Annotated in this window: 16 protein-coding genes; 7 read left to right on the top strand and 9 right to left on the bottom strand. The window is 66.3% G+C overall.

Annotated features, from left to right (window positions below; all coding sequences use genetic code 11):
* Window positions 1-3: 3 nt before the first annotated feature.
* From HOP58_RS20510 to HOP58_RS20475, 8 genes are all read right to left on the bottom strand, one after another.
* On the bottom strand, window positions 4-1,119 hold the full coding sequence (locus HOP58_RS20510; protein WP_026037863.1) for an SLC13 family permease: 1,116 nt from the start codon (window positions 1,117-1,119) through the stop codon (window positions 4-6).
* 218 nt (window positions 1,120-1,337) lie between these two features.
* Complete coding sequence (locus HOP58_RS20505) at window positions 1,338-2,279, bottom strand: ABC transporter ATP-binding protein (RefSeq protein WP_141638502.1); 942 nt, start codon at window positions 2,277-2,279, stop codon at window positions 1,338-1,340.
* A gap of 20 nt (window positions 2,280-2,299) precedes the next feature.
* Window positions 2,300-3,961, bottom strand: a complete 1,662-nt coding sequence (locus HOP58_RS20500; protein WP_234261399.1) for a hypothetical protein — start codon at window positions 3,959-3,961, stop codon at window positions 2,300-2,302.
* A complete protein-coding gene (locus tag HOP58_RS20495) occupies window positions 3,958-5,745 on the bottom strand; it encodes a sialidase family protein (RefSeq protein WP_234261398.1) in 1,788 nt (595 codons plus the stop codon). The genes HOP58_RS20500 and HOP58_RS20495 overlap by 4 nt, the downstream gene beginning before the upstream one ends.
* 104 nt (window positions 5,746-5,849) lie before the next feature.
* A complete protein-coding gene (locus HOP58_RS20490) occupies window positions 5,850-6,275 on the bottom strand; it encodes a hypothetical protein (protein ID WP_010626339.1) in 426 nt (141 codons plus the stop codon).
* Window positions 6,276-6,353: 78 nt separating this feature from the next.
* The gene (locus HOP58_RS20485) at window positions 6,354-8,732 is read right to left on the bottom strand and encodes a TonB-dependent receptor (protein WP_234261397.1); all 2,379 of its coding nucleotides are present in this window, start codon (window positions 8,730-8,732) and stop codon (window positions 6,354-6,356) included.
* Window positions 8,733-8,965: 233 nt separating this feature from the next.
* Complete coding sequence (locus HOP58_RS20480; RefSeq protein ID WP_234261396.1) at window positions 8,966-9,952, bottom strand: FecR domain-containing protein; 987 nt, start codon at window positions 9,950-9,952, stop codon at window positions 8,966-8,968.
* Window positions 9,953-9,984: 32 nt separating this feature from the next.
* A complete protein-coding gene (locus HOP58_RS20475) occupies window positions 9,985-10,527 on the bottom strand; it encodes a sigma-70 family RNA polymerase sigma factor (RefSeq protein ID WP_010626336.1) in 543 nt (180 codons plus the stop codon).
* Between the two features lie 99 nt (window positions 10,528-10,626).
* Between HOP58_RS20475 and HOP58_RS20470 the strand changes: the two genes are divergently transcribed.
* The 5 genes from HOP58_RS20470 (at window position 10,627) to HOP58_RS20450 (ending at window position 16,600) form a co-directional block, all read left to right on the top strand.
* Entirely contained in the window at window positions 10,627-13,140 is a 2,514-nt protein-coding gene (locus tag HOP58_RS20470) for an ABC transporter permease (protein WP_234261395.1), read from the top strand.
* Window positions 13,137-14,312, top strand: coding sequence for a lipocalin-like domain-containing protein (locus tag HOP58_RS20465; protein ID WP_234261394.1), 1,176 nt, complete (start codon window positions 13,137-13,139; stop codon window positions 14,310-14,312). Before HOP58_RS20470 ends, HOP58_RS20465 begins: the two co-directional genes overlap by 4 nt.
* Before the next feature lie 19 nt (window positions 14,313-14,331).
* Window positions 14,332-15,246: a LysR family transcriptional regulator gene (locus HOP58_RS20460; RefSeq protein ID WP_234261393.1), complete on the top strand. Its 915-nt coding sequence runs from the start codon at window positions 14,332-14,334 to the stop codon at window positions 15,244-15,246.
* Between the two features lie 81 nt (window positions 15,247-15,327).
* Window positions 15,328-15,771 carry a DoxX family protein gene (locus HOP58_RS20455; RefSeq protein WP_234261392.1) on the top strand — a complete coding sequence of 148 codons (444 nt, stop codon included), beginning with the start codon at window positions 15,328-15,330 and terminating at the stop codon, window positions 15,769-15,771.
* 91 nt (window positions 15,772-15,862) lie between these two features.
* A complete protein-coding gene (locus HOP58_RS20450; RefSeq protein ID WP_234261391.1) occupies window positions 15,863-16,600 on the top strand; it encodes a class III extradiol ring-cleavage dioxygenase in 738 nt (245 codons plus the stop codon).
* Here the strand turns inward: HOP58_RS20450 and HOP58_RS20445 are convergent.
* Window positions 16,593-17,432, bottom strand: coding sequence for a helix-turn-helix transcriptional regulator (locus HOP58_RS20445; protein WP_010626329.1), 840 nt, complete (start codon window positions 17,430-17,432; stop codon window positions 16,593-16,595). The genes HOP58_RS20450 and HOP58_RS20445 overlap by 8 nt on opposite strands.
* A 219-nt stretch (window positions 17,433-17,651) precedes the next feature.
* Between HOP58_RS20445 and HOP58_RS20440 the strand changes: the two genes are divergently transcribed.
* Window positions 17,652-18,092: a hypothetical protein gene (locus tag HOP58_RS20440; RefSeq protein ID WP_234261390.1), complete on the top strand. Its 441-nt coding sequence runs from the start codon at window positions 17,652-17,654 to the stop codon at window positions 18,090-18,092.
* A gap of 1 nt (window position 18,093) precedes the next feature.
* The gene (locus HOP58_RS20435; protein ID WP_234261389.1) at window positions 18,094-19,614 is read left to right on the top strand and encodes a tripartite tricarboxylate transporter permease; all 1,521 of its coding nucleotides are present in this window, start codon (window positions 18,094-18,096) and stop codon (window positions 19,612-19,614) included.
* Window positions 19,615-19,667: the final 53 nt, after the last annotated feature.

The following is a 19,667-nucleotide window of genomic DNA, read 5'->3' as shown; positions in this document are numbered from 1 at the left end:
TTCTCAACCGAGCACGGCTGACAACAAGAAAGCTCCCAACAGGCTGACCAGCAGCATCGGTATCGACCAGGCGTGGAAGGCCACCCAGAGCCCCTGCTGGCGGCTGAGTCGCAGGGCGATCAGATTGGCAAGCGAGCCGATGGCAAGACCGAAGCCGCCGACGTTGACGCCCCAGGCCAGCCAGTACCACTGCTCGGAGAAGGGTGCCAGGAAGATGGCCGCCGGCACGTTGGAGATCAGCTGCGAGAGCAGCGCCGCCCCGGTGACCTCGCCGCCGGGCAGGGCAATGAGTCCATCAGCCACCTTCATCATGAAGGGCAGTTGGGCGAGCAGGCCCAGGTCGATGAACATCAGGATGAAGATGGCCAGGATCAGCCAGTCCACTCCCAGCAGCACCCGACGCCAGCAAAGCAGGAACAGTGCCAGCACCCCGGCAAGCGCCGGCAACGTCAGCCCGAACTCCACCAGCAACAGAAACACTGGGTAGCAGAGCAGCGAGACGCGAAACAGCCGGGAGTGAACGGGTGTGCGCGTCATGTCCAGATTTACGTCCACTCGACGGCCGGGAAAGGCGACGGCGGTCAGCAGCAGCAGGACCCCGAGCATCCAGCCGGCGATGGGCAGCATGGCCACGAGGAAGGTAATGAAGCTGTCGCCCGACAGCTGCCACAGAAAGAGATTCTGCGGATTGCCGATGGGGCTGACCGCCGAGCCGGCGTTCACCGCCAGCGCTTCGAAGATGATCAGGCGACCGATGGGCAGCCGCGCCATGTTGCCGAGACTGACGGTCAACGGCACGACGATGAAGAGCGCCACATCGTTGGTGATCACGGCGGACAGCAGCGCCGCGAAGAGCACCATGGCCAGGGCCAGCCGACGTTCGCTGTGCATGTGTACCAGCAGCCAACGCCCGGCCTGCGCGAGCGCGCCGCTGTCTTCCAACCCTCGGCTCAGCACCATCAGACCGGCCAGGATGGCGATGGTATGCCACTCGACCAGTTGGGGCAGCAGGCGCCACTTCTCCGGCATCATGGCGATCAAGGCCAGAAACGCCAGCACCAATGCCAGCAGCATCAGGTCCTCGGAAAGGCGGGAGTATACGTAACGCAGCAGTCTCAAGGTTCAACACGCCTATATCGATAGTGGGTCATTGTCCGGCCTGGGCTCGTGCTGCCCGTTGGCCTCGAGAATAGCCTTCACCAGCGGTATGCACTCGGCACATTTCGGTTTGCACTCCAGGCGGCAAAAGCAGGCGCGAACACTATTGGCGCCTTGGCTGCAGGCAGCCTGGAAATCTTCTGCGCTGAGATTGTGGCAGCTGCAATAGGCTTTTTCGCTCATTTGCCGACCTGCTCACGCTGCAAGTGCGGAATCAGCGAGCGCACCAGCGCCGGGTAGGCCTCCTGCCAGCGCGTGTAGACGCGGCCGACATTGCCCAGGGGCTTGGAGAGCAAGCGCAGGTTGATGACCAGCGCACTCGACTCGGCCAGGGTGATATCGGAAAGCGACGGCCCTACCCCCAGCCACATCGCCAGTAAGGCGAAGCCGGCAAACGACACCCAGAGCACCACATCGCTGGCGTTCTCGGCAAACCACTTGCACACGTGCATGTTGAGAACGGCGAGATAATAGCGCTCCTGATGACCGTAGAGAGACTGCTTGTCGCGCTTCCCTGCCGTCTCCGCAATACCCGACTGAGTGTCGAGGATCTGTTGGCTAGTATGGCGAATACGGCGGCCGAAGAACCACACGAACAGCAGCGTAGGCACCATGCTCAGCACCAGCACCGGCACCCAGTGTGCGCCCAGCGACAGCTGCCACAGAAGCACCGAGCTGGTGACGGTGATGATGGTCCAGATGTCCTTGTAGATGACCTGGAACCCCTTCTTCGCCACATCGCTGCCGAACAGCACGTGCGCGACGTCCTGCGAGACGTTACCGAGGGTGTGGCGCTCGAGGTAGCTGCGCTGCATGACGATGATGAGCCGGGTCTCGAGCAGCTTGCTGAGTATCGACTCGGCGAAGTCGGCCAGGATCAAGCCGGCGGTGATGGCCAGAAAGAGTGGCAGGAATTCCGGCAGCAAGGCCCAGGGGTCGACCTCGCCCTGCTCGATGCGCTGCACGGTGCTTTTGCTCAGCCAGGCAAAGGCGGGAGAGAGGGCGGCAGCCAATGCCGCCGCCCCCAATAGGCAAAGCAGGGTCCAGCGCAGCCGCAGCAGCACCCGCGCCATCTCCCTGAGCAGTAGCTTCCAGGCACGGTACTTCAGCTCGGAAGACACCGGCATCTCCGCCTGGGTCATCATGGCAGCGCGAGGATCACGCAGCGGTCGGTGATCAGGCGCGGCGCCATGCCAGTGACGCTCTTGACTGCGGGCAGCCAAGCCTTGAGCGCAGCCCACCTGGGCGCCTCGGCGGCTTCATCGAGCACCCAGCCGTTGGCCTGATTCCACACCAGCAGCCCCCGCTCTGAGGCAAAGGCCTCTTTCAGCCGCTCTGCCCCATCCGGATGAGCAAGCGGATTCACCGACCGAGCGGTCACCTCGAACAGCTGGCCGCCGCTGAGCACCCAGAGGGTCTTGCCCGTGGCAAGCAGCGGTTGGCAGGGAGCCTGGAACATCGCCTTGACTTCGCCCCGGCCGGTGCTCGAATCCACCAGCAGCAGGCGTCCGTCCACCATGCCGACCCAGAGGCCGCTGCCCTCGGCAAGCAGGGCGTGCACCGTGGCATCGCCGACGGCCTCGATCCAGGTGAGCTCCTTGGGTCGATCCGCCGCCGAGAGGAAGAGCCCAGCCTTGGAGCCCAGCGCCAGGCGATCGCCGACGAAGGCAAGGTCGGTCAGCTCGGCGAAGTGGGGTTGTGGGGTCAGCTTGACGTGCCGCCAGGAGGCGCCGTTGTCCCAGGAGCTGAACAGGCCGCGCTGAGTCGCCATGTACCAGGCGCCGTCCGCTGAGCATGCCAGCCCCTCGGCATCCAGCGCCGCCCACTCGGCCGCAGCCGGCTGCCAGTGGCCGCCACCGTCGTCGGAATAGAAGGTGCCGAAGGTGGCGGTCGCCAGGATACGCCCCTCGTCCAGGCTCCACAGTCGCTTGATCTTGGCGGCCGAGGGCGGCACGGCATGACCGGCGAACACGTCGTGTACCCGCCCGCCGCCCAGCTCGACCAGAAAGGCGCCGGTGATTCCGGCCACCAGGGCCCGCCCTTCCGGCATCAGGATAAGCTGCTCGGCCTCGGCAAACCGCGGCTCCTCCAGCTCGACGCTGTTGCCGTTGGCGAATTCACACACCAGCTTGTTGCCCACCACCCAGGCACGCGCCGACTCGCTTTCACCAGCGGCGCTGAAGGGGCGTTTCTGATGGCGTACCGGGCTGCCGGTGCGCCAGAGCCCGCGCCAGCGTGTGAGGTAGCCGTCCTTCCAGGCTGCGAGGATGCCGTCGTGGTAGCCGGTTTCCAGCTCCAGCGTCCAGCTTTCGCCGTGGTCGGTGGATACCAGCAGCGCCGGGCGCGCCTTGCTGCCCTGCTTCTTGCAGAAGGCCAGCAGGCGGCCCCGTTCGGCGGCCAGGCCGATGATCTCGGTGTGGCCCTGGCCATAGCAATGGCGCCAGCCATCCGCCTCCAGCCGGTAGAGGCCGCGCTTGCCGCCGGCCACAGTCGCCCCCTCGCTGCACAACAGAGCCTTCGCCTCGTCACGGGGCAAGGACGGCAGGCGCTGCTGCAGGCCGCCGTCGACGTCGGTTCTGGCAAGCACCTGACCCTCGGCACCGCTGGCGCCGACCAGCAGCCCTGCCTCGCTCGCCGCCAGTACGCTGATGCGCAGCCCCTGCCATTCCGGGATGGCCTCGAGCTTGGCGTCGCGCAGCCGATAGAGGCCGGCAGCGCTGCCAAGCCAGATATCGCTCCCCTGCTGTACGGCCGCCTTCACTTCCGGCCGGCGGTAGGCATCGAGTTGATCCACGCGGCTCATGGCATGAGCTCCTTTTCTGCGGTATGGCCTGCGGTTTCGAGACATGGCAGCGAAACGGTTCGCAGCTGTCGCCGGTCGGTGGTGAGTGCGCTGCGACCATCGGCGCGGATGCAGGCGTGGCGCACGCCTGCCGGCCAGTCGGGCAGCGCCTGTAGCGGTTCCTCGCCGCCGTGCCAGCGCCAGGCGCTGCGCTCGTTCCAGACCAGCAGACGCTGCTGCGAGTCGCTTGCGATGTGGTAATCGCCGGCCTGCGGCTGGGGCATCATCTCTTCGAGCACGACAGGGCCCTCGCCTGCACACGCAAGGCGGAACAGCCGCTCGCCGCTGGCGATCAGACAAGCGCTGAGCGTTCCACCGATCTGGGACTCGAACACCGGCACCTGGCCCGGCGCGGTCAGCGGCTGGGCTTGCTCCTCGACAGGGTCATAGCGCCACAGCCGGTCCTGGCCCGCCCCGTGGGTACCCACCAGCAGCAGCTGCCGCTCGTCATCGGTGAACAGCGCTTCGATGGCCTGCTCGCCAAACGCCGCGACCCGGGCGATGCGCTCGGGTGACGCCAGCGGGGCGACCAGCAGGCCGGTCTTGGTAGCGATGAAGAGCTGCCCGCCGACGACCGCCAGGCCGCCGCGCAGTTCGCAGTAGTGAGGCAGCTCGGCCAGCTTGAATTTCACGTAGCGCCAGCGCCTGCCGTTGTCGTCGCTGACGAACAGGGCGCGCTGACAGCCCAGCCACCAGCGGCCATCGTCGCTGCGCATCAGGTGCTCGGCATCCAGCACCGCCCACTCGGCGTCGGCAGCCTGCCAGGTTTGCCCCTCGTCGTCAGAGCGGAAGGTGCCATAGGTGGCAGTGGCCAGCAGCACCCCGTCGTCCAGCTCGAAGATGCGCTTGAGCTTGCCCAGCCCGGCAGGCCCTGCGGCTTCGCCGAAAAGATCGGTTACCCGGCCATGGCCGGGCTCGACCAGATAGGCTCCCTGCACGCCGGCGACCAGGAAGACATTGCCCTGCTCCAGCGGCAGCAGCCGCTCGGCTTCGGCGAGCAGCGGGTGTTCGAAGGCAACGCGGGCGTGGCCCTCCTGCTGGTATTCCAGCTTGTTGCCGTCCAGCACCGCCCAGCGGTCGCCGGCCAGGAAGCCTGCGGTCAGCGGGTGCTTCTTGTAGCCGCTGGTGGTGTAGCGCTCTCGGCACCCCTTCCAGCGAGTGATCAATCGCCGCTCATCGGCGGCGAGGATGAGATCCTGATAGTCGCCCAGCGACTCGACGTGCCAGCTCACCCCAGCGTCATGGGTCTCGATCAGCGCCGGCTTGGCAGCCGCTCCCAGCTTCTTGACCGAGGCACGGATGTGCTCGGCCTGCTGGCTGGAGGCCCACAGCACCTCGCCCCAGCCGGCAGAGTCACGGAACAGGCACTGCCAGTCGCTTGCCTGGGCGGTGTCGGCCAAAGGCAGCCGGTATAGGCCGCGCTTGGTGCCAACCAGCAGGTGCTCGGCCTGGGCATGCAGGCACTTGATCTTCTCGCCCGCCGGACGCGGCAGCTCGCGCCGGGGCTGCCACTGGCTGTCGCACAGGTGAAGGGTCTGGCCACTGTCGTCCTCCAGCAGCACCAGATAGCCCTCCGCTGCGGCAGCGACCTGCTGCACCGGACGGCCACGCCAGGCGGGCACTTCTCTCAGCTGCCTGTCATGCAACTCGTACAATCCGGTCTCGGCGGCAAGATAGATGCCCGTCGCTCCGGCAAGCACCCCCTTGACCTGGGGTCGCTCGAACGCCGCCAGCTCTCTGCTCATGTCACTGATCTCCTGGGTATGACCATACGGGCGGACAGCGGGGCGTCCCTGCCCCGGATGTCGCTGGACATCCGGCCCTTGCCGCAGCCGCCGCCATCGGCGTCTTACTGCTTGTTGCGACCGTCGAGTTCCAGCTTGCGGCTGCTGATGTTGCCGTTCTGGTCGATGGTGTGCAGGTGCACGTACTCGCGATGATCCTTGTCGTCGTGCTTGATCTTGATCTTGCGGATGCGCTGCGGCGCTTCGACTTTCACCGCGGCACGCCCGGACTCCGGCAGCACCTCGATGACGCGATCGAACACCGCGGGCTCGGACCCACCCAGCAGCTTGCGGGTGGTCTCGTCGTAGATGACGTCGTAAACCTTGCCGTCGCGCAGGTAGTTCACGCTGGTCTCGACCACGCCATGGGCATGGGCGGTCACGATTTCGAGAATCTGTGCGCCTTCGACGAACCCCGACAGGGCCTGGCGGGTCTCCTCGGGCAGCGAACCGAAATCGTTTACTACGCGCTCTTGTTCAGCCATCGTCATCGTCATTGACTCCTTGGGTTTCTTCTTTGAATGAAGCGCCCGTGCGGGCGCATGGCTTTCTCGCCAGCGAGAAAAGGGTTAGAAACGAGCCTCGATGCCCAGCCACAGCGTTCGGGGGATACTCACCGTGCGGTATTCCGTGTGGCTGAGCTCGCCATCCTGATCGAAGAAGGCCTTCGGTCCGGACTCCTGCTCATTGAAGAGATTGCTCGCTTCGAAGCGCACGCGAGTGGTGGGTGAAATCGGATAGCTGCCGGTTAGATCCACCGTGGTCAGCGAATCGAAACGCTTGCGGCTGAACTCGTCCTCTTCCGTGCGCTTGCCGTTATGGCTGGCTGCCAGCGAGAGCTGCATGCCCGAGCGCGGGCTGATCCAGTCGATGCCGGCCGCCACCAGATAGTCCGGCTCGCCGAAGAAGGGCACCTCACGCCCGCTCTGCAGGCGCATGCTGCCGTCGAAGAGGGTCTGGTTGCTCCAGAGGTGCACCCCTTCGAGAAGATCGATGCCCGTCAGCCCCAGGTGGAGGCGTTGCTCCAGCTCCAGACCGCGCAGGGTTCCGCGCTCGATGTTCCTTGGCTGCACGACGTCGCGATTGCCCTCTTGCTCACCGGTGCGGGCGTTGACGATCAGGTCATCGATGTCCTTGTGAAAGAGCGTTGCGGCGAGGAAGGCATCAGGCGTCGACCAGACCAGGCCCAGATCGCTGTTGACGCTGGTGGAAGAGGCAAGCTCGGGATTGCCGACGATGATCTCGCGGCCCCTTTGCACGCGGGAGGGCGTGATCTGGTCCAACTGCGGTCGGTTCTGCGTGCGCGAAACGGCGCCGTGCAGAGTGAACTCCGGGCTTAGCTGCCAGGCGGCGTGCAGGCTGGGCCCGACATGAAGGTTGTCGCTGCCTTGATGGACGCTCCCCCCTTCACCATCGTTGCTGCGTGCGGTCAGGCGATAATCTTCGATACGAACGCCAGGCTCTACACGAAGCCGATCGTCGAAGAACAGGAACTGCTGGCGCAGCCAGCCGGCGAGATAGTCTTCCCGCAGGGAATACTCGTCGCCACTTCCCGGCTCCCTGGCTTCGCCGTTTTCGATGACCGTTTTGGTTCCATCGCGCTCGTTGCGACGAGCCTGTACACCGAACTCCGCCTTGCCCAGGCCGGCAGCGTCCCATGAATAGGACAGCGCACTGCGAAGCTCCAGCATATCGTCGGTGAGTTCATCGCTGGTCCGGGTCACGGACTGATCACGCAAATCACCGTTGGCGTGGTAGCGCAACCGCACTTCATCCATGCTGCCATTCTGGTCGCTGCGGAAGGCCGACACTCTCCCTTCGGTCTGCCATTGCTCGCCGAGTTCGTGCTCCCAGCGGAAGTTACCGCCGTAAGTCCGAGTGCTGTCCTCTCCCGAACGAAAACGGTTGTCCTGGCGTCCGTTGGCCTCGGTGGTGCGGCGCTCATCCTGAACGCTGAGAGACTCCGCCATCAGCAAGGGCTCGACTTCGAGGTAGGTGCGATCCAAGGTCCAGCCGAACTTGGTGAAGGCGCTGACCCGGTTGACGTCCTTGCGGTCGCTCCTCTCGAACAGCTCGCGGAAGCTGCCGTCGGCGTTCTCCTCGACGGCTCGGTGAGCGCGCCGATGCGGCACGCCGTTGATATCCAGCCCGCCTAGCATGCTGAAGTCGTCAGTCACGGGTCCGCCGGCCCAGATACTGGCACGGCCGGCAAACATGCCCTCACCGTCTCCCTCATTGATCTGCCCGCCCATGACCTGGGCCCGGCCTTCGAACTGCTCGGGCGCGCGCCGGTAGCGGATGGAGACACGTCCGCCTATCCCGTCGTGCTCGATGTCGGCAGTCGGGTTGCGAATGACCCGAACCTCATCGACGAGACTGGTGGCCACCGTACCCAGCGACAGGTTGCGCCAGCGATTGCTGCCGGGGATGTTGACCCCATCCAGCTCGACGCGAGTGAACTCCTTGTCGAGCCCCCTGACCCTGACCTCCTGCTTCTCGGCCGGCGAGGTGGAGAACATGCCCGGCATGCGATCCAATGCCTTGCCGATATGCTCGTCGGGGAAGCGCTGCATTTGCTCGCTGCCAAGAATCAGGTCCGGACGCAGGGAGTGCAGCCGCTTCTCCTCGTTGGCGTGGATTTCTTCGTAGACATTCAGTCGATGGCCTTCGACGAGCACGGTGGAAAGCTCGACGACATCGCTGCGCAATGCAGGACGCAAGGTCACGCTATCAGGCCCGGTGAAGCGGTGGCTCAATCCACTGCCGGCCAGAATTGCTCGCAGCGCTTCGCTGACGGTGTAGTCGCCGCTCAGCCCCTGGCTGGTCTTGCCTTGGGTGAGATCAGGATCGAAGGTCAATGCCAGACCTGTCTGCCGCGCCAGGGCATTGAGCGCGGCGGTCATCGAGCCGGCAGGAATGTCGAAGTGCTGGCGTGCCTCGGATTGCATCTGTGTGCCGGCCTGCTAGGCCAGGGCCGGCTGGGCCGTCGCCAGGCCAACGGTCGCCGTCATCGCGGCCGCCAGGCTCAGCAAGCTAGCGGGTCGCTTGGTAATGCGAGAGTGCATGGGCAGTGATCCTCTTGCAGGTTTTTTCCTGGTTCTATGGGTAAAGACGAACCAAACCCGAAGAGGGACAGTGCGAATGAGAATTTTTTCTTTCCGGTCGAGACGGACCGCGTGGGTCAGTACTGGCGAGTGACGCGAACGATGAACGGCGTGTAGCGACTCACCTGGATGGGCTGGCTGGCGGCCAAGGCGTTCAGGGCCCGGTCGAGATCGTCCAGCGGCAGAGTACCGGATACCCGTAGGCCAGCCAGCGCTGCCTCGTCATAGCTCAGCAGCCCTCGCTGGTAGCGGCTCAGGGTGTGCAAAACTTGGGTGAGTGGCTGGTCATCCACTTCCAGTTGCCCCCGAACCCAGGAGGCCTCGGCGTCGGCATCCACGCTTTCGACAGGGCCGAGCTCATGCTGGCTGGCCCGTGCCCGCTGGTTGCGCTCCAGACGCACACACTCCTCGACGACGCGCCAGCACAGCTCCACGCGAGATTCCTGGATCGTCACGCTGAGGTAGGTTTGCCCTGCGCTCTCTAGCCGCTGCGCCGTAAACTGGGTGCCCAGAGCCCTGGCGCGGCCTTCAGGCGTGACCACATCCAGAGGTCGTTCGCTATCCGGCGCAACCGTGACTTGCAGCTCGCCGCCACGCAGGTGAATGACGCGGCGATCGTCACGATAGTCGATGTCCACCGCCGTACCCGTGTTCAACACCAGCTCGCTGCCATCGGCAAGAACGACATGCTTGCGCTCGCCCAGGTGGGTGTAATGGTCGGCCAGGAGGTGCATCGGCGAGCCGAGCCCCGAGACCAGCCATCCCAGAGGCAGCAGGGTCAACAGCAATAGCGTCAACGCCGATGCACCCAGCCAGCACCGGCTTAGCCGACGCTCGTCACGAAATGTCCGCTCCAGGGCCGCGCGGCTTCCAGGACGAGCTGCGCATGAGAAGCTCTGCCAGGTGGCGTCCATGGCCTGCCAGGCTTGCTGATGGTCGGGGTGGGAGAACAACCAATACTCGAAGGCATCGCTGTCGCCGGGAAGCGGCTCCTCCAGCCTTATGCGCCATTCCGCCGCTGCTTGCAGAGCAAGCTCATAGCGCTCGGCATCGGCGTCGGGCAAAGCGGAATGGCAAAGATCTCGAGGCGGCCGACTCATGGCAAGGCAGGGCAGTGAGCGGCTGAGGATGGAGAATGCAGGGCCTTGTGGCAGTGCAGCAGGGCCTGGGCCATGTACTTCTTGACCATACTGATGGAGACGCCCAGTTCATCGGCAATCTCCCCCTGGGCCATGCCGTCCAGCCGGCTCATCAGAAAAGCGCGACGGGGCTTGTCCGGCAACTCCTGGACCAACCGGGCCACCCACTCAAGAAGGTCCAGCCACTCGTTGACCTCTTCTGCGGAAGGCGCATGCAGATGTTCCTGGGCGAATGCCGTCTGAACCTCTAGCCAGGCCTGCTCCAGCCGCGCCCGGCGACTGTCATCGATGATCAGGCGAGTCGCGATACGGGTGAGAAACGCACGGGGTTGATCGAGCTTTTCTACGGGTGGGCGCACCAGCACGCGGAGAAAACTCTCCTGGGCAAAGTCCGCCGCCCGCTCTGGGCAGCCAATGCGACGATGCAACCAGCCTTGCAACCAGCCATGATGGTCATGGTAGAAGCTCTCGATAGAATAGGCGGTGCGCGGGCTGGCCATGGAAGACCCCAGATGAAAAAGATTGTGATAATTATTCGCATTCTATTGCGGCGCCAGCCGCGAATCAAGATCGTGTCTCACAGCAAAAACGGCGCTTGAATGCTGACTGCCCTTGCCACCCTGCTCTCCCACTACAAGCGCCACCCCGGCCAGCTCGCCATGCTGCTGCTCGGGCTGTGGGTCGCCAGCGCCCTGTGGAGCGGCGTGCAGGCGATCAACGCCTCGGCCCGCGACAGCTACGCCCGCGCCGAGGCGCTGTTCACCACCGGGCTCGACCGCCTGGAGCGCCGCGACGACGAGCCGCTGACCCGCGACGACTACCTGCGCCTGCGCCGCGCCGGCCTGCCCGTCTCACCGCTGCTGGAGGGCACACTGGAGGCGCCAGACGGCACCCGGCTGACGGTGATCGGCATCGAGCCCTTCACCCTGCCCGGCGACAGCGACTTCGCCGCGGCAGGCTCAGCCGGAGAGCTCACCGAATTTCTCACCCCGCCGTGGCAGACCCGTGTCGCCCCGGATACCCTGCCGGCGCTGGGCCTGAGCCACCGCGAGGCCCCCGGCGCCGAGCCGCGTCTGGCCGAGGCCCAGTTGCCGCCGCTGACTCTGGCCCCCATGCTGCCACCCGATACCCTGGTGATGGACATCGCCGCCGCCGCGGCGCTGCTGGGCAGCGGCGAGCGAATCACCCGTCTGGTCGCCGCCCCCGAGGCGCTCGAACAGGCCCCGGAAGGGCTGGTACTGACCCGAGCGGCCACGCTGGTCTCGCCCGGCCAGCTGACCGAGAGCTTCCACCTCAATCTCACCGCCATGGCGCTGCTGGCCCTGGCGGTGGGGCTGTTCATCGTGCAGGCGGCGCTGGGCCTGGCTCTGGAGCAGCGCCTGGGGCTGCTGCGTACGCTGCGGGCGCTGGGTGTGTCGGGGCGCGGGCTGGTCGGCCTGCTCGCCTTGGAGCTGTTGCTGCTGGGCAGCATCGGCGCCCTGGCCGGCATCGTCAGCGGCGTGTGGCTTGCCCGGGTGCTGCAACCCGACGTGGCGGCCACCCTGGGCAGCCTGTACGGGGCCGACGTGGCGGTTGCCCTCAACCTGCCTTGGCACTACTGGCTCGGTGGGCTCGCCGTGACTCTGGGCGGGCTGCTGCTGGCCGGCAGCGGCGTACTATGGCGGGCGGCCCGCTTGAGCGTACTCGGGTTGGGTCAGGCCCAGGCCTGGCGTGCCGGCTTCCATCGCCAGCTGCGATTCATGGGCATGGCGGGTGGCATCGTGGCCTTGGTGGGCTTGGCGCTATGGGTGTGGCTCGCCTGGCAGCCGCCGGGCGAGGGGCTGCTGGCCGGCTTCGGTCTGGTCGCCGCGCTGCTGCTGGCCAGCGCCCTGTGGCTGCCGCCGCTGATCGCCCTGCTGCTGGCCGGGCTCGGCCGCCTGCTGCAGCGCCGCCCCCTGGCCCAGTGGGCGCTGGCCGACATGCAGCTGCAGATGCCACGGCTGGCGCTGGCGATGATGGCGCTGCTGATCGCGCTCTCCGCCAACCTGGGCGTGAGCAGCATGGTCGGCGGCTTTCGCCTGACCTTTCTCGACTGGCTCGACCAGCGCCTGGTGGCGGACTTCTACCTGCGCCCGCCCGCCGAGCAGCACGACGACATCCACGCCTGGCTGGCCGAAAGCGCCGAGGTCGCCGAGCTGCTGCCCACCCGTCGCAGCGAGGCCACGCTGGTTGCCGTGGAACGGGGCGGAGATGCGCACAATGGAGACGAGCGCGAACGGGCCCTGCCGGTAGGCGTCTACGGCATCACCCCCGGCACGACGCTGCTGCCGAGCTGGCCGCTGCTGGCGACCGAGGCCGGCCGCGATGCCGCCTGGCAGGCCTTCGCCGCGGGCGAGGCGGCCTTCGTCAATGAGCAGCTCGCCATCGCCGAGGGGCTCGCCCCGGGCGATAGAATCACCCTGACGGCGCCCGGAGGAGAAGCGATGCTGCCGGTGGCCGCCGTCTACCCCGACTACGGCAATACCCGCGGCGAGGTGCTGCTGGCCACGCCGGAGCTTGCCAGCCGCTTCACCGCCCCGCCGGGCTCCATCGGCATCGTGCTGGCCCCGGGCGGCGACGGATCCGCGCTGCGGGCCGGCTTGCGCCAGCGCTTCGCCATTGGCGGCGACGAGCTGGTAGACCAGCGCGAGGTGAAACGCATCGCCACCGGCATCTTCGAGCGCACCTTCACCATCACCCGGGCGCTCTCCGCGCTGACACTGGCGGTGGCCGCCCTGGCGCTGCTGGCGAGCCTGCTGGCCCAGGCCCGGGAGCGCCGCCATCAGCTGGCGCCACTGTGGGCGCTGGGCGTGCCACGCAGGAAGCTGGTGACGGTGCAGCTGGCCCAGCTCGGCGGTTCGGCCTTCGTCGTCGGCGCCCTGGCGCTACCGCTGGGCACGCTGCTGGCCCTGGGGCTGGTGGCGGTGATCAACGTGGCGGCCTTCGGCTGGCGCCTGCCGCTGTACGTATTCCCCGCAGAAATGGCGCTTACGCTAGCCACCGCAGTGGGCGTGGCGCTGGTCGCTGCCGCCGTGCCGGCCACCAAGCTGTGGCGCACGCCGCCACGCGCATTGCTGGCGGAGGACTCGACATGAAGCGCAGCGTCGCATTGATCACGCTACTGGCCATGTTCACGCTCGCGGGCTGCGCCGAAGAGCCGCCGCCCAACGAGACCGCCGGCTTTGCCGGGCTGGGTCAGGAGGCCGGCGACTTCGCCCAGGCTCACGACGGCATCCGCCTGAGTTTCCCCGAGGACCACGCCGCCCACCCGGACTACCGCATCGAGTGGTGGTACCTCACCGCCAACCTCGAGGACGAGGACGGCGAGCCGCTGGGCCTGCAGTGGACGCTATTCCGCCAGGCGCTGACTGAACCCAAAGAGCCGCCACCGAACGAGCGCCCCGAGCCCGGCCCCTGGGCCGCAGACCAGCTGTGGATGGCACACATGGCAGTCTCCCAGGGGGAGACCCACCGGGTGGCGGAGCGCTTCGCCCGCAGCCACTCCGGGCAGGACGACGGACAGGCGGGCGCGGTGGCCGAGCCTTTCCGCGCCTGGATCGATCACTGGCAGTTGGCCACTCGCGTCGATACCTCAGACGAGCCGGGCGACACCTTCACCGAGCTACAGCTGACGGCCCACCAGGGCGACGCCCACGGCGGCTTCGGCTACGACCTGACCCTCGTCGCCGAGGGGCCGCTGGTGCTGCACGGCGCGGAAGGCTTCAGCCAGAAATCTGCCGACGGCCAGGGTTCCATGTACTACAGCCAGCCGTTCTGGCGAGTGGAAGGCGAGGTCACCCTGGACGGCGAGACCCGAGCGGTGAGCGGGCGCGGCTGGCTCGACCGTGAGTGGAGCAGCCAGCTGCTGAGCCCCGAGCAGCAGGGTTGGGACTGGTTCTCGCTGCACCTGGCGAGCGGCCACAAGCTGATGGCCTTCCAACTGCGCGGGGGCGGCGCCGACGGCAGCGACTACCGTTCGGGCACCTGGATCAGTCCCGAGGGCGAGCCCACCGCGCTGGCCCCGGACGAGATCGCCATGACGCCGCTGGCCACCCGACGCGTGGCGGGGCGCGAAGTGCCGACCCGCTGGCACCTGGAGATTCCCCGCGCCGAACTCGACCTGATCGTCGAGGCGCCCCACGCCGAGCGCTGGATGGAGACCAGCGTGGCCTACTGGGAAGGCGAAGTGATCGCCCGGGATGCCGCCAGCGGCGAAGATGGGGGTGATGAGAGAGGCATCGGGTATCTGGAAATGACCGGCTATTGAGGCTGCGCGAGGAGAGACCATGAACCTGCTGGATGCCATGACCGCCTTCGTGCGGGTCGCCGAACTCGGCAGCTACACCCGCGCGGCGGAAACGCTGGACCTGTCGCGTACGCGCATCTCGCGCCTGATCATGGAGCTCGAGAGCCACCTGGGCGTGCGCCTGCTGCAGCGTACCACCCGGCGCCTGCACCTCACCGAGGCCGGCGAGAGCTACCTGGCCAGCGCCCAGGGCATTCTGCAAGCGCTGGAAGAGGCCGAAGCCGAGCTGGGCGCCGGCAGCACCGAGGTGTGCGGCCGGCTGCGGGTCAACGGTCCGATGTCCTTCGGCATGCGCTATCTCTCGCCGCTGATCGCGCGCTTCATGGTCGAGCATCCTGCGCTGGAGGTACGCCTCGACCTCAACGACCGCCGCGTGGATCTGCTGGAAGAGGGCTACGATCTGGCCATCCGCATCGGCAGCCTGCCCGACTCCAGTCTGGTAGCACGGCGCCTGGCGCGCTGCCGCCTGGTGCCGTGCGCCTCGCCCGAGTATCTGGCCCGCTACGGCGAGCCACAGACCCTCGAGGAGCTGACCGAGCACCGCTGCCTGCGTTATCGCACCACCGGCGGCAGCGAATGGCAGTTCGGCGGGCAGCGCCTTACGGTTCACGGGCCGCTGGAGAGCAACAACGGCGACGTGCTGACCCATGCCGCCGAGGCCGGACTGGGCATCGCCCATCAGCCGAGCTTTCTGATCACCGAGAGCATCCTCGAGGGTCGTCTGATACCGCTGCTGCAACACGAGGAGCCGGTCACCCTGGGGATCTACGGCGTCTACCCGGCACGCCGCCACCTGCCGGCCAAGGTCGAGCGGCTGCTCGACTATCTTGCCGAGGCCTGGGGCGACCCTCCCGAATGGGAGCGGGAGATGGGATTGTCGCCTCTTGCGCAATAAAGTTGTTCGCCATTGAGTGATTATCCCGAGCAAAGCACAGCGTAGAGTGAAGGCATCCCTGACAACAACGGAGTCCTTCCCATGCAAACCACCACTATCCCGCTTGCCGCTTCACCGGCTCAAGCTCAAGCCCAGTCTCAAAACCAGGCCCATGCCACTGCCCTGCTACGCGTGTCGCTCGGTGTTATGGCCCTGGCCCACGGCCTGCTCAAGGTGTTCGTCTTCACCGTGCCCGGCACCGTAGGCTACTTCGAGTCGCTCGGTCTACCCGCCTTCATCGCCTACCTGACCATCCTGGCCGAAGTCGGCGGTGGTCTGGCGCTGGTGCTCGGTATCTACACCCGCTGGGTGAGCCTGGCCCTGGTACCCATCCTGCTCGGTGCCGCCTGGGCACATATCGGCAATGGCTGGGTCTTCTCCAACCCGGGCGGCGGCTGGGAATTCCCGGTATTCTGGGCCATCGCCCTGCTGGTCCAGGCCGGCCTTGGCAGCGGTAGCCTGGTCGTCAGCCGCCGCTTCGCCTGACCTCTCTGCCTGCTAGCCCTCTGCCTGGCGTCGCCCCGCGGCGCCAGGCATCGAGGAGCTTTTTCAAGGCGCTTTTTCAAGGAGCTATGCCATGTTGCCCAGCCTGTTCATTTCCCACGGCTCGCCCATGCTGGCCCTCACCCCGGGGCCGGCCCACGACTTCCTACGTGAGTTCGGCGCCGGACTTTCACCCAAAGCCATCGTGGTGGTCTCGGCCCACTGGGCCAGCGAGCGCCTGCTGGTGAGCGTCAGCCAGCGGCCCGAGACCATCCACGATTTCGGCGGCTTTCCCCGCGAGCTCTACGAGTGCCAGTACCCGGCGCCGGGCGCCCCCGAGCTGGCCCTGCGCCTGGCCCGCACGCTCAACGCCGTACCGGTTGAGCGGGGCCTGGATCACGGCGCCTGGGTGCCGCTGTCGCTGATGTTTCCCGCCGCCGACGTGCCGGTGGTGTCGTTGTCGCTGCCGGTGACCTGGTCGAATCAGGCGCTGATCAATATCGGCACAACACTGGCAGTGTTGCGTGAAGAGGGCGTACTGGTGGTCGGCTCAGGCAGCCTGACCCACAACCTCAGCGAGATGCAGGTACAGGGCGCACCGACGCCGGCCTGGGTTGGTGAGTTCACCGATTGGGTACACGACAAGCTGACCGGCGGAGAACGCGACGCACTGCTGGCGTGGGAAACCGCGCCTCAGGCCCGCCGCAACCACCCCACACCGGAGCACTTCCAGCCGCTGCTAGTGGCGCTGGGCGCCGGCGGCGAGGCCAGTCGCCTGCACCACAGCGTGGAGCATGGGGTGCTGGCCATGGATGTCTACGCTTTCAGCTAGCTTCAGGCGCAACCTGAAATTCGCCCTGATGGCGCGCCCGGAAATGCTGCTCCCCCGGCGCCACATCGTTGCGCACCGCCGCCAGCAGTGCGGCGTCCAGGCTGGGGTCGTCGAGCGAAAGCAGACCGCACTGCGACAGTGCCCGACGCAGTCCCACCTGCTCATCGATGCGTTCGAACATCACCCGCACGCAGCAAGGCATGCGCTCGCTGTTGTCCGCCACGCCGAGCCTGAGCCCGGTCAGCCGTGTCACCTGGCTCTGGAAGGTCGGAAACAGGATGGTATGCGTGACTTCGTAGCCATTGAGGGTTTCATGATCGGTCAGGAAGATGCGGTCGGCGAGTTTGACCGCGACCCCCGTATAGCGATTGTGGCAAGGTCGAGCCTGATTCGCCCCCTGCATGCGTTCGGTACGCTGGTAGACGATGCCGCTCTCCCGCTCCTCCAGACATACCAGCGTGCGAATGATGTGCCCGGGCTGGGCCATCGAGTGGTAGTACTCGAAGTAGCGCCCCAGATAGCGGGACATGCCCTCACGCCCACGCTGCAGTAAGGCATCCGGCCACTCGACTCCTCCCTGGCGTGTCGACTCGGTCGGCAGCCGCCCCGCCTGCACCAGAGAAACGAAGTTTTCGTGGGGCAAGTAGAGCTCGTGCTCTTCCACACCAAAGAACGCACACAGACGACGCATGGCGGCATGCCGAGGCCGATAGCGTCCGCTCAGATAGCGGTTGAACTGGGCGCGATTGATATCCAGCCGACGGCATACCTCGGCAATGGAAGGGTAATAGCTGCACAACAGCCTGAGGTTGGCGACGAAGTCGTCGTGCATGTGGGCTCCCGGTGCGCCAGACGGGATGGTGCACTCTGGCGCACTTACTTTCGCAGAAAGTGCACTAGAGTGCAACGTAGCGCCAAATCCCACCACAGCTCACAGTTGTTTCAATCGACAGTCGTTGCAATCGATACATGGCTTTTACGGCTTTCCAACCTCCCGTTACCGAATCGGCGCTCAAACAACAACATGTCCGAGAATCCCATATCGTTACGCATGAATTTCTGGTCCGGCCTGGGCGTCGCCGCCCTCGCGGTGCTGCTGCTCACCTGGGTCGTGCCCACCTACGGCGGCCGCGGCTTCGCCGTCGGCATGCATCCCCGCACCCTGGCCACGCTCGGCGCCTGGGTCATGCTGGGCTGTGCCCTGGCCCTGGCGCTGCTCAGCGCCATTGCGCTGATTCGCCAGCGCCTGCCGTTCTTCCGCCTGCCCGAGCTGGGGCATCTGTGGCATCAGACCTGGCCGTTTCTCTTCGTGCTGGGCTTCATCGTGCTGGTGGATCGCTTTCCGCTGACCTGGGTGGCGCCGTTCATGATCGGTTCGCTGCTGCTGTTGCTGGGCGAGCGTCGCTGGCATGTGGTGCTGCTGACGGCGGTGATTCCCGCCCTCGGGCTGTATGGGCTGACGGCGCATCTGATGCGCATCGGGGTGGTGTGAGATGATCGGGTTCGAGGCCATTCTGTCGTCCTTCGCCGCGGCGCTGCACTATGAGTCGATCGCGATCATTCTCGGCGGGGTGCTGCTGGGCTATATCGTGGGGGTGATCCCGGGGCTGAACCGGGCGGTGGCGATCGCCATCGCCATTCCGTTGACGTTTTACATGTCGGCCTATGCGGCCATCGCCTTTCTGATCGGGTTGTCCAAGGGCACTGCGGCGGGCAGTGCGGTGTCGGCGATTCTGCTCAATACGCCGGGGGAGCCGTCGTCGGCGGCGACCTGTCTGGATGGCTTTCCGATGGCGCGGGCGGGCAAGCCGCGCAAGGCGCTGAAGGTGGGCTTGCTGGCGTCGGTGGTGGGCGATCTGCTGGCGACGCTGCTGTTGATTGCGGTGGCGATTCCGTTTGCGTCGGTGGCGCTGCGCTTCGGGCCGTATGAGCTGGCGGCGATTCTGATCTTTGCGCTGGTGTTCATCGCCGGCATGGCGGGGGGCTCGTTCCTCAAGGGACTGGCGGCCGGCGGCATGGGGGTGATCCTGGGCACCGTGGGCCTCGATCCGGAGACCGGGGCGGCGCGCTTGACCTTCGGGTATGCCGAGCTGATGGAGGGGGTGCCGATCCTGCCGCTGGTGATCGGTACGCTGGCGCTGGCCGAGATGTTCGTGCAGTTGGATGAGTATCGCCGCAACAAGGGCGCCAGCGTGATCAAGCTGAGCCACGACAAGGCGGACGATCTCTCCTTCAAGGAGTTCAAGGCCACGCTGCCGACGGTGTTCAAGAGTACCGGGGTGGGGGCGTTCGTGGGGGCCTTGCCGGGGCTGGGGCCGTCGGTGGGGGCGTTCATGGCCTATGGCCTGGCCAAGCGCAGTGCCAAGGATCCGGACAGTTTCGGCAAGGGCAATCCCAACGGGATCGCGGCCGCCGAGGCGGCGGACAATGCGGTGATCCCGGCCAGCTACATTCCGCTGTTCGGCCTGGGCATTCCGGGCAGCGTCTCCGCCGCGCTGCTGGTCGGGGCGTTCATGATCCACGGCATCCAGGTGGGGCCGCTGATGCTGCGCGACCATCCCGAGATGCTGTTCACGCTGTTCTCGGGGATGATCGTGGCGAGCCTGCTGATGCTGGCGGTGGGCTGGTACGGCCTGCGTATCTTCGCCAAGGTCACCAGCGTGCCGCCGCACATCGTGATCCCGGTGGTGATCTTCCTGTGCCTGGCGGGCATTCAGGTGCAGGGCTACGGCACCTTCGGCCTGGTCACGGTGTTCGCCTTCGCCATCTTCGGCTACTTCCTGAAGAAGTTCGACTACTCCTTCGTGACCTTTCTGGTGGCGTTCATCGTCACGCCGATGCTGGAGATGAACCTGCGCCAGGCGGTGATTCTCTCCGGCGGTGACATCGCCATCCTGCTCAACCGCCCCATCGCCCTGGCCTTCGTCGTCTTCACCGCGCTGATGGCGCTGCACCTGGGCTGGAGCGGCTATCGCCAGTGGCGCCGAAAGCGCCTCAAGGCGTTGGGTAACTGAACCCACAGCCGGCAGCGACCGGCATCACCACACCACACCACACCACAACAAAC

This window comes from Halomonas sp. MCCC 1A11062 (assembly GCF_021404355.1).
GTDB classification, from domain to species: Bacteria; Pseudomonadota; Gammaproteobacteria; order Pseudomonadales; family Halomonadaceae; genus Halomonas; species Halomonas aerodenitrificans.
The sequence above is the reverse complement of the archived record's forward strand: the minus strand, read 5'-3'. Positions and strand labels throughout refer to the sequence as shown.

Bases quoted from the DNA above. Each gene is read 5' to 3' on its own strand.
- HOP58_RS20435 (WP_234261389.1), top strand. From the start codon at position 18,094: ATGATCGGGTTCGAGGCCATTCTGTCGTCCTTCGCCGCGGCGCTGCAC.
- HOP58_RS20470 (WP_234261395.1), top strand. From the start codon at position 10,627: ATGCTGACTGCCCTTGCCACCCTGCTCTCCCACTACAAGCGCCACCCC.
- HOP58_RS20485 (WP_234261397.1), bottom strand. From the start codon at position 8,732: ATGCAATCCGAGGCACGCCAGCACTTCGACATTCCTGCCGGCTCGATG.
- HOP58_RS20460 (WP_234261393.1), top strand. From the start codon at position 14,332: ATGAACCTGCTGGATGCCATGACCGCCTTCGTGCGGGTCGCCGAACTC.
- HOP58_RS20495 (WP_234261398.1), bottom strand. From the start codon at position 5,745: ATGAGCAGAGAGCTGGCGGCGTTCGAGCGACCCCAGGTCAAGGGGGTG.
- HOP58_RS20475 (WP_010626336.1), bottom strand. From the start codon at position 10,527: ATGGCCAGCCCGCGCACCGCCTATTCTATCGAGAGCTTCTACCATGAC.
- HOP58_RS20500 (WP_234261399.1), bottom strand. From the start codon at position 3,961: ATGAGCCGCGTGGATCAACTCGATGCCTACCGCCGGCCGGAAGTGAAG.
- HOP58_RS20465 (WP_234261394.1), top strand. From the start codon at position 13,137: ATGAAGCGCAGCGTCGCATTGATCACGCTACTGGCCATGTTCACGCTC.
- HOP58_RS20455 (WP_234261392.1), top strand. From the start codon at position 15,328: ATGCAAACCACCACTATCCCGCTTGCCGCTTCACCGGCTCAAGCTCAA.
- HOP58_RS20445 (WP_010626329.1), bottom strand. From the start codon at position 17,432: ATGCACGACGACTTCGTCGCCAACCTCAGGCTGTTGTGCAGCTATTAC.
- HOP58_RS20490 (WP_010626339.1), bottom strand. From the start codon at position 6,275: ATGACGATGGCTGAACAAGAGCGCGTAGTAAACGATTTCGGTTCGCTG.
- HOP58_RS20440 (WP_234261390.1), top strand. From the start codon at position 17,652: ATGAATTTCTGGTCCGGCCTGGGCGTCGCCGCCCTCGCGGTGCTGCTG.
- HOP58_RS20450 (WP_234261391.1), top strand. From the start codon at position 15,863: ATGTTGCCCAGCCTGTTCATTTCCCACGGCTCGCCCATGCTGGCCCTC.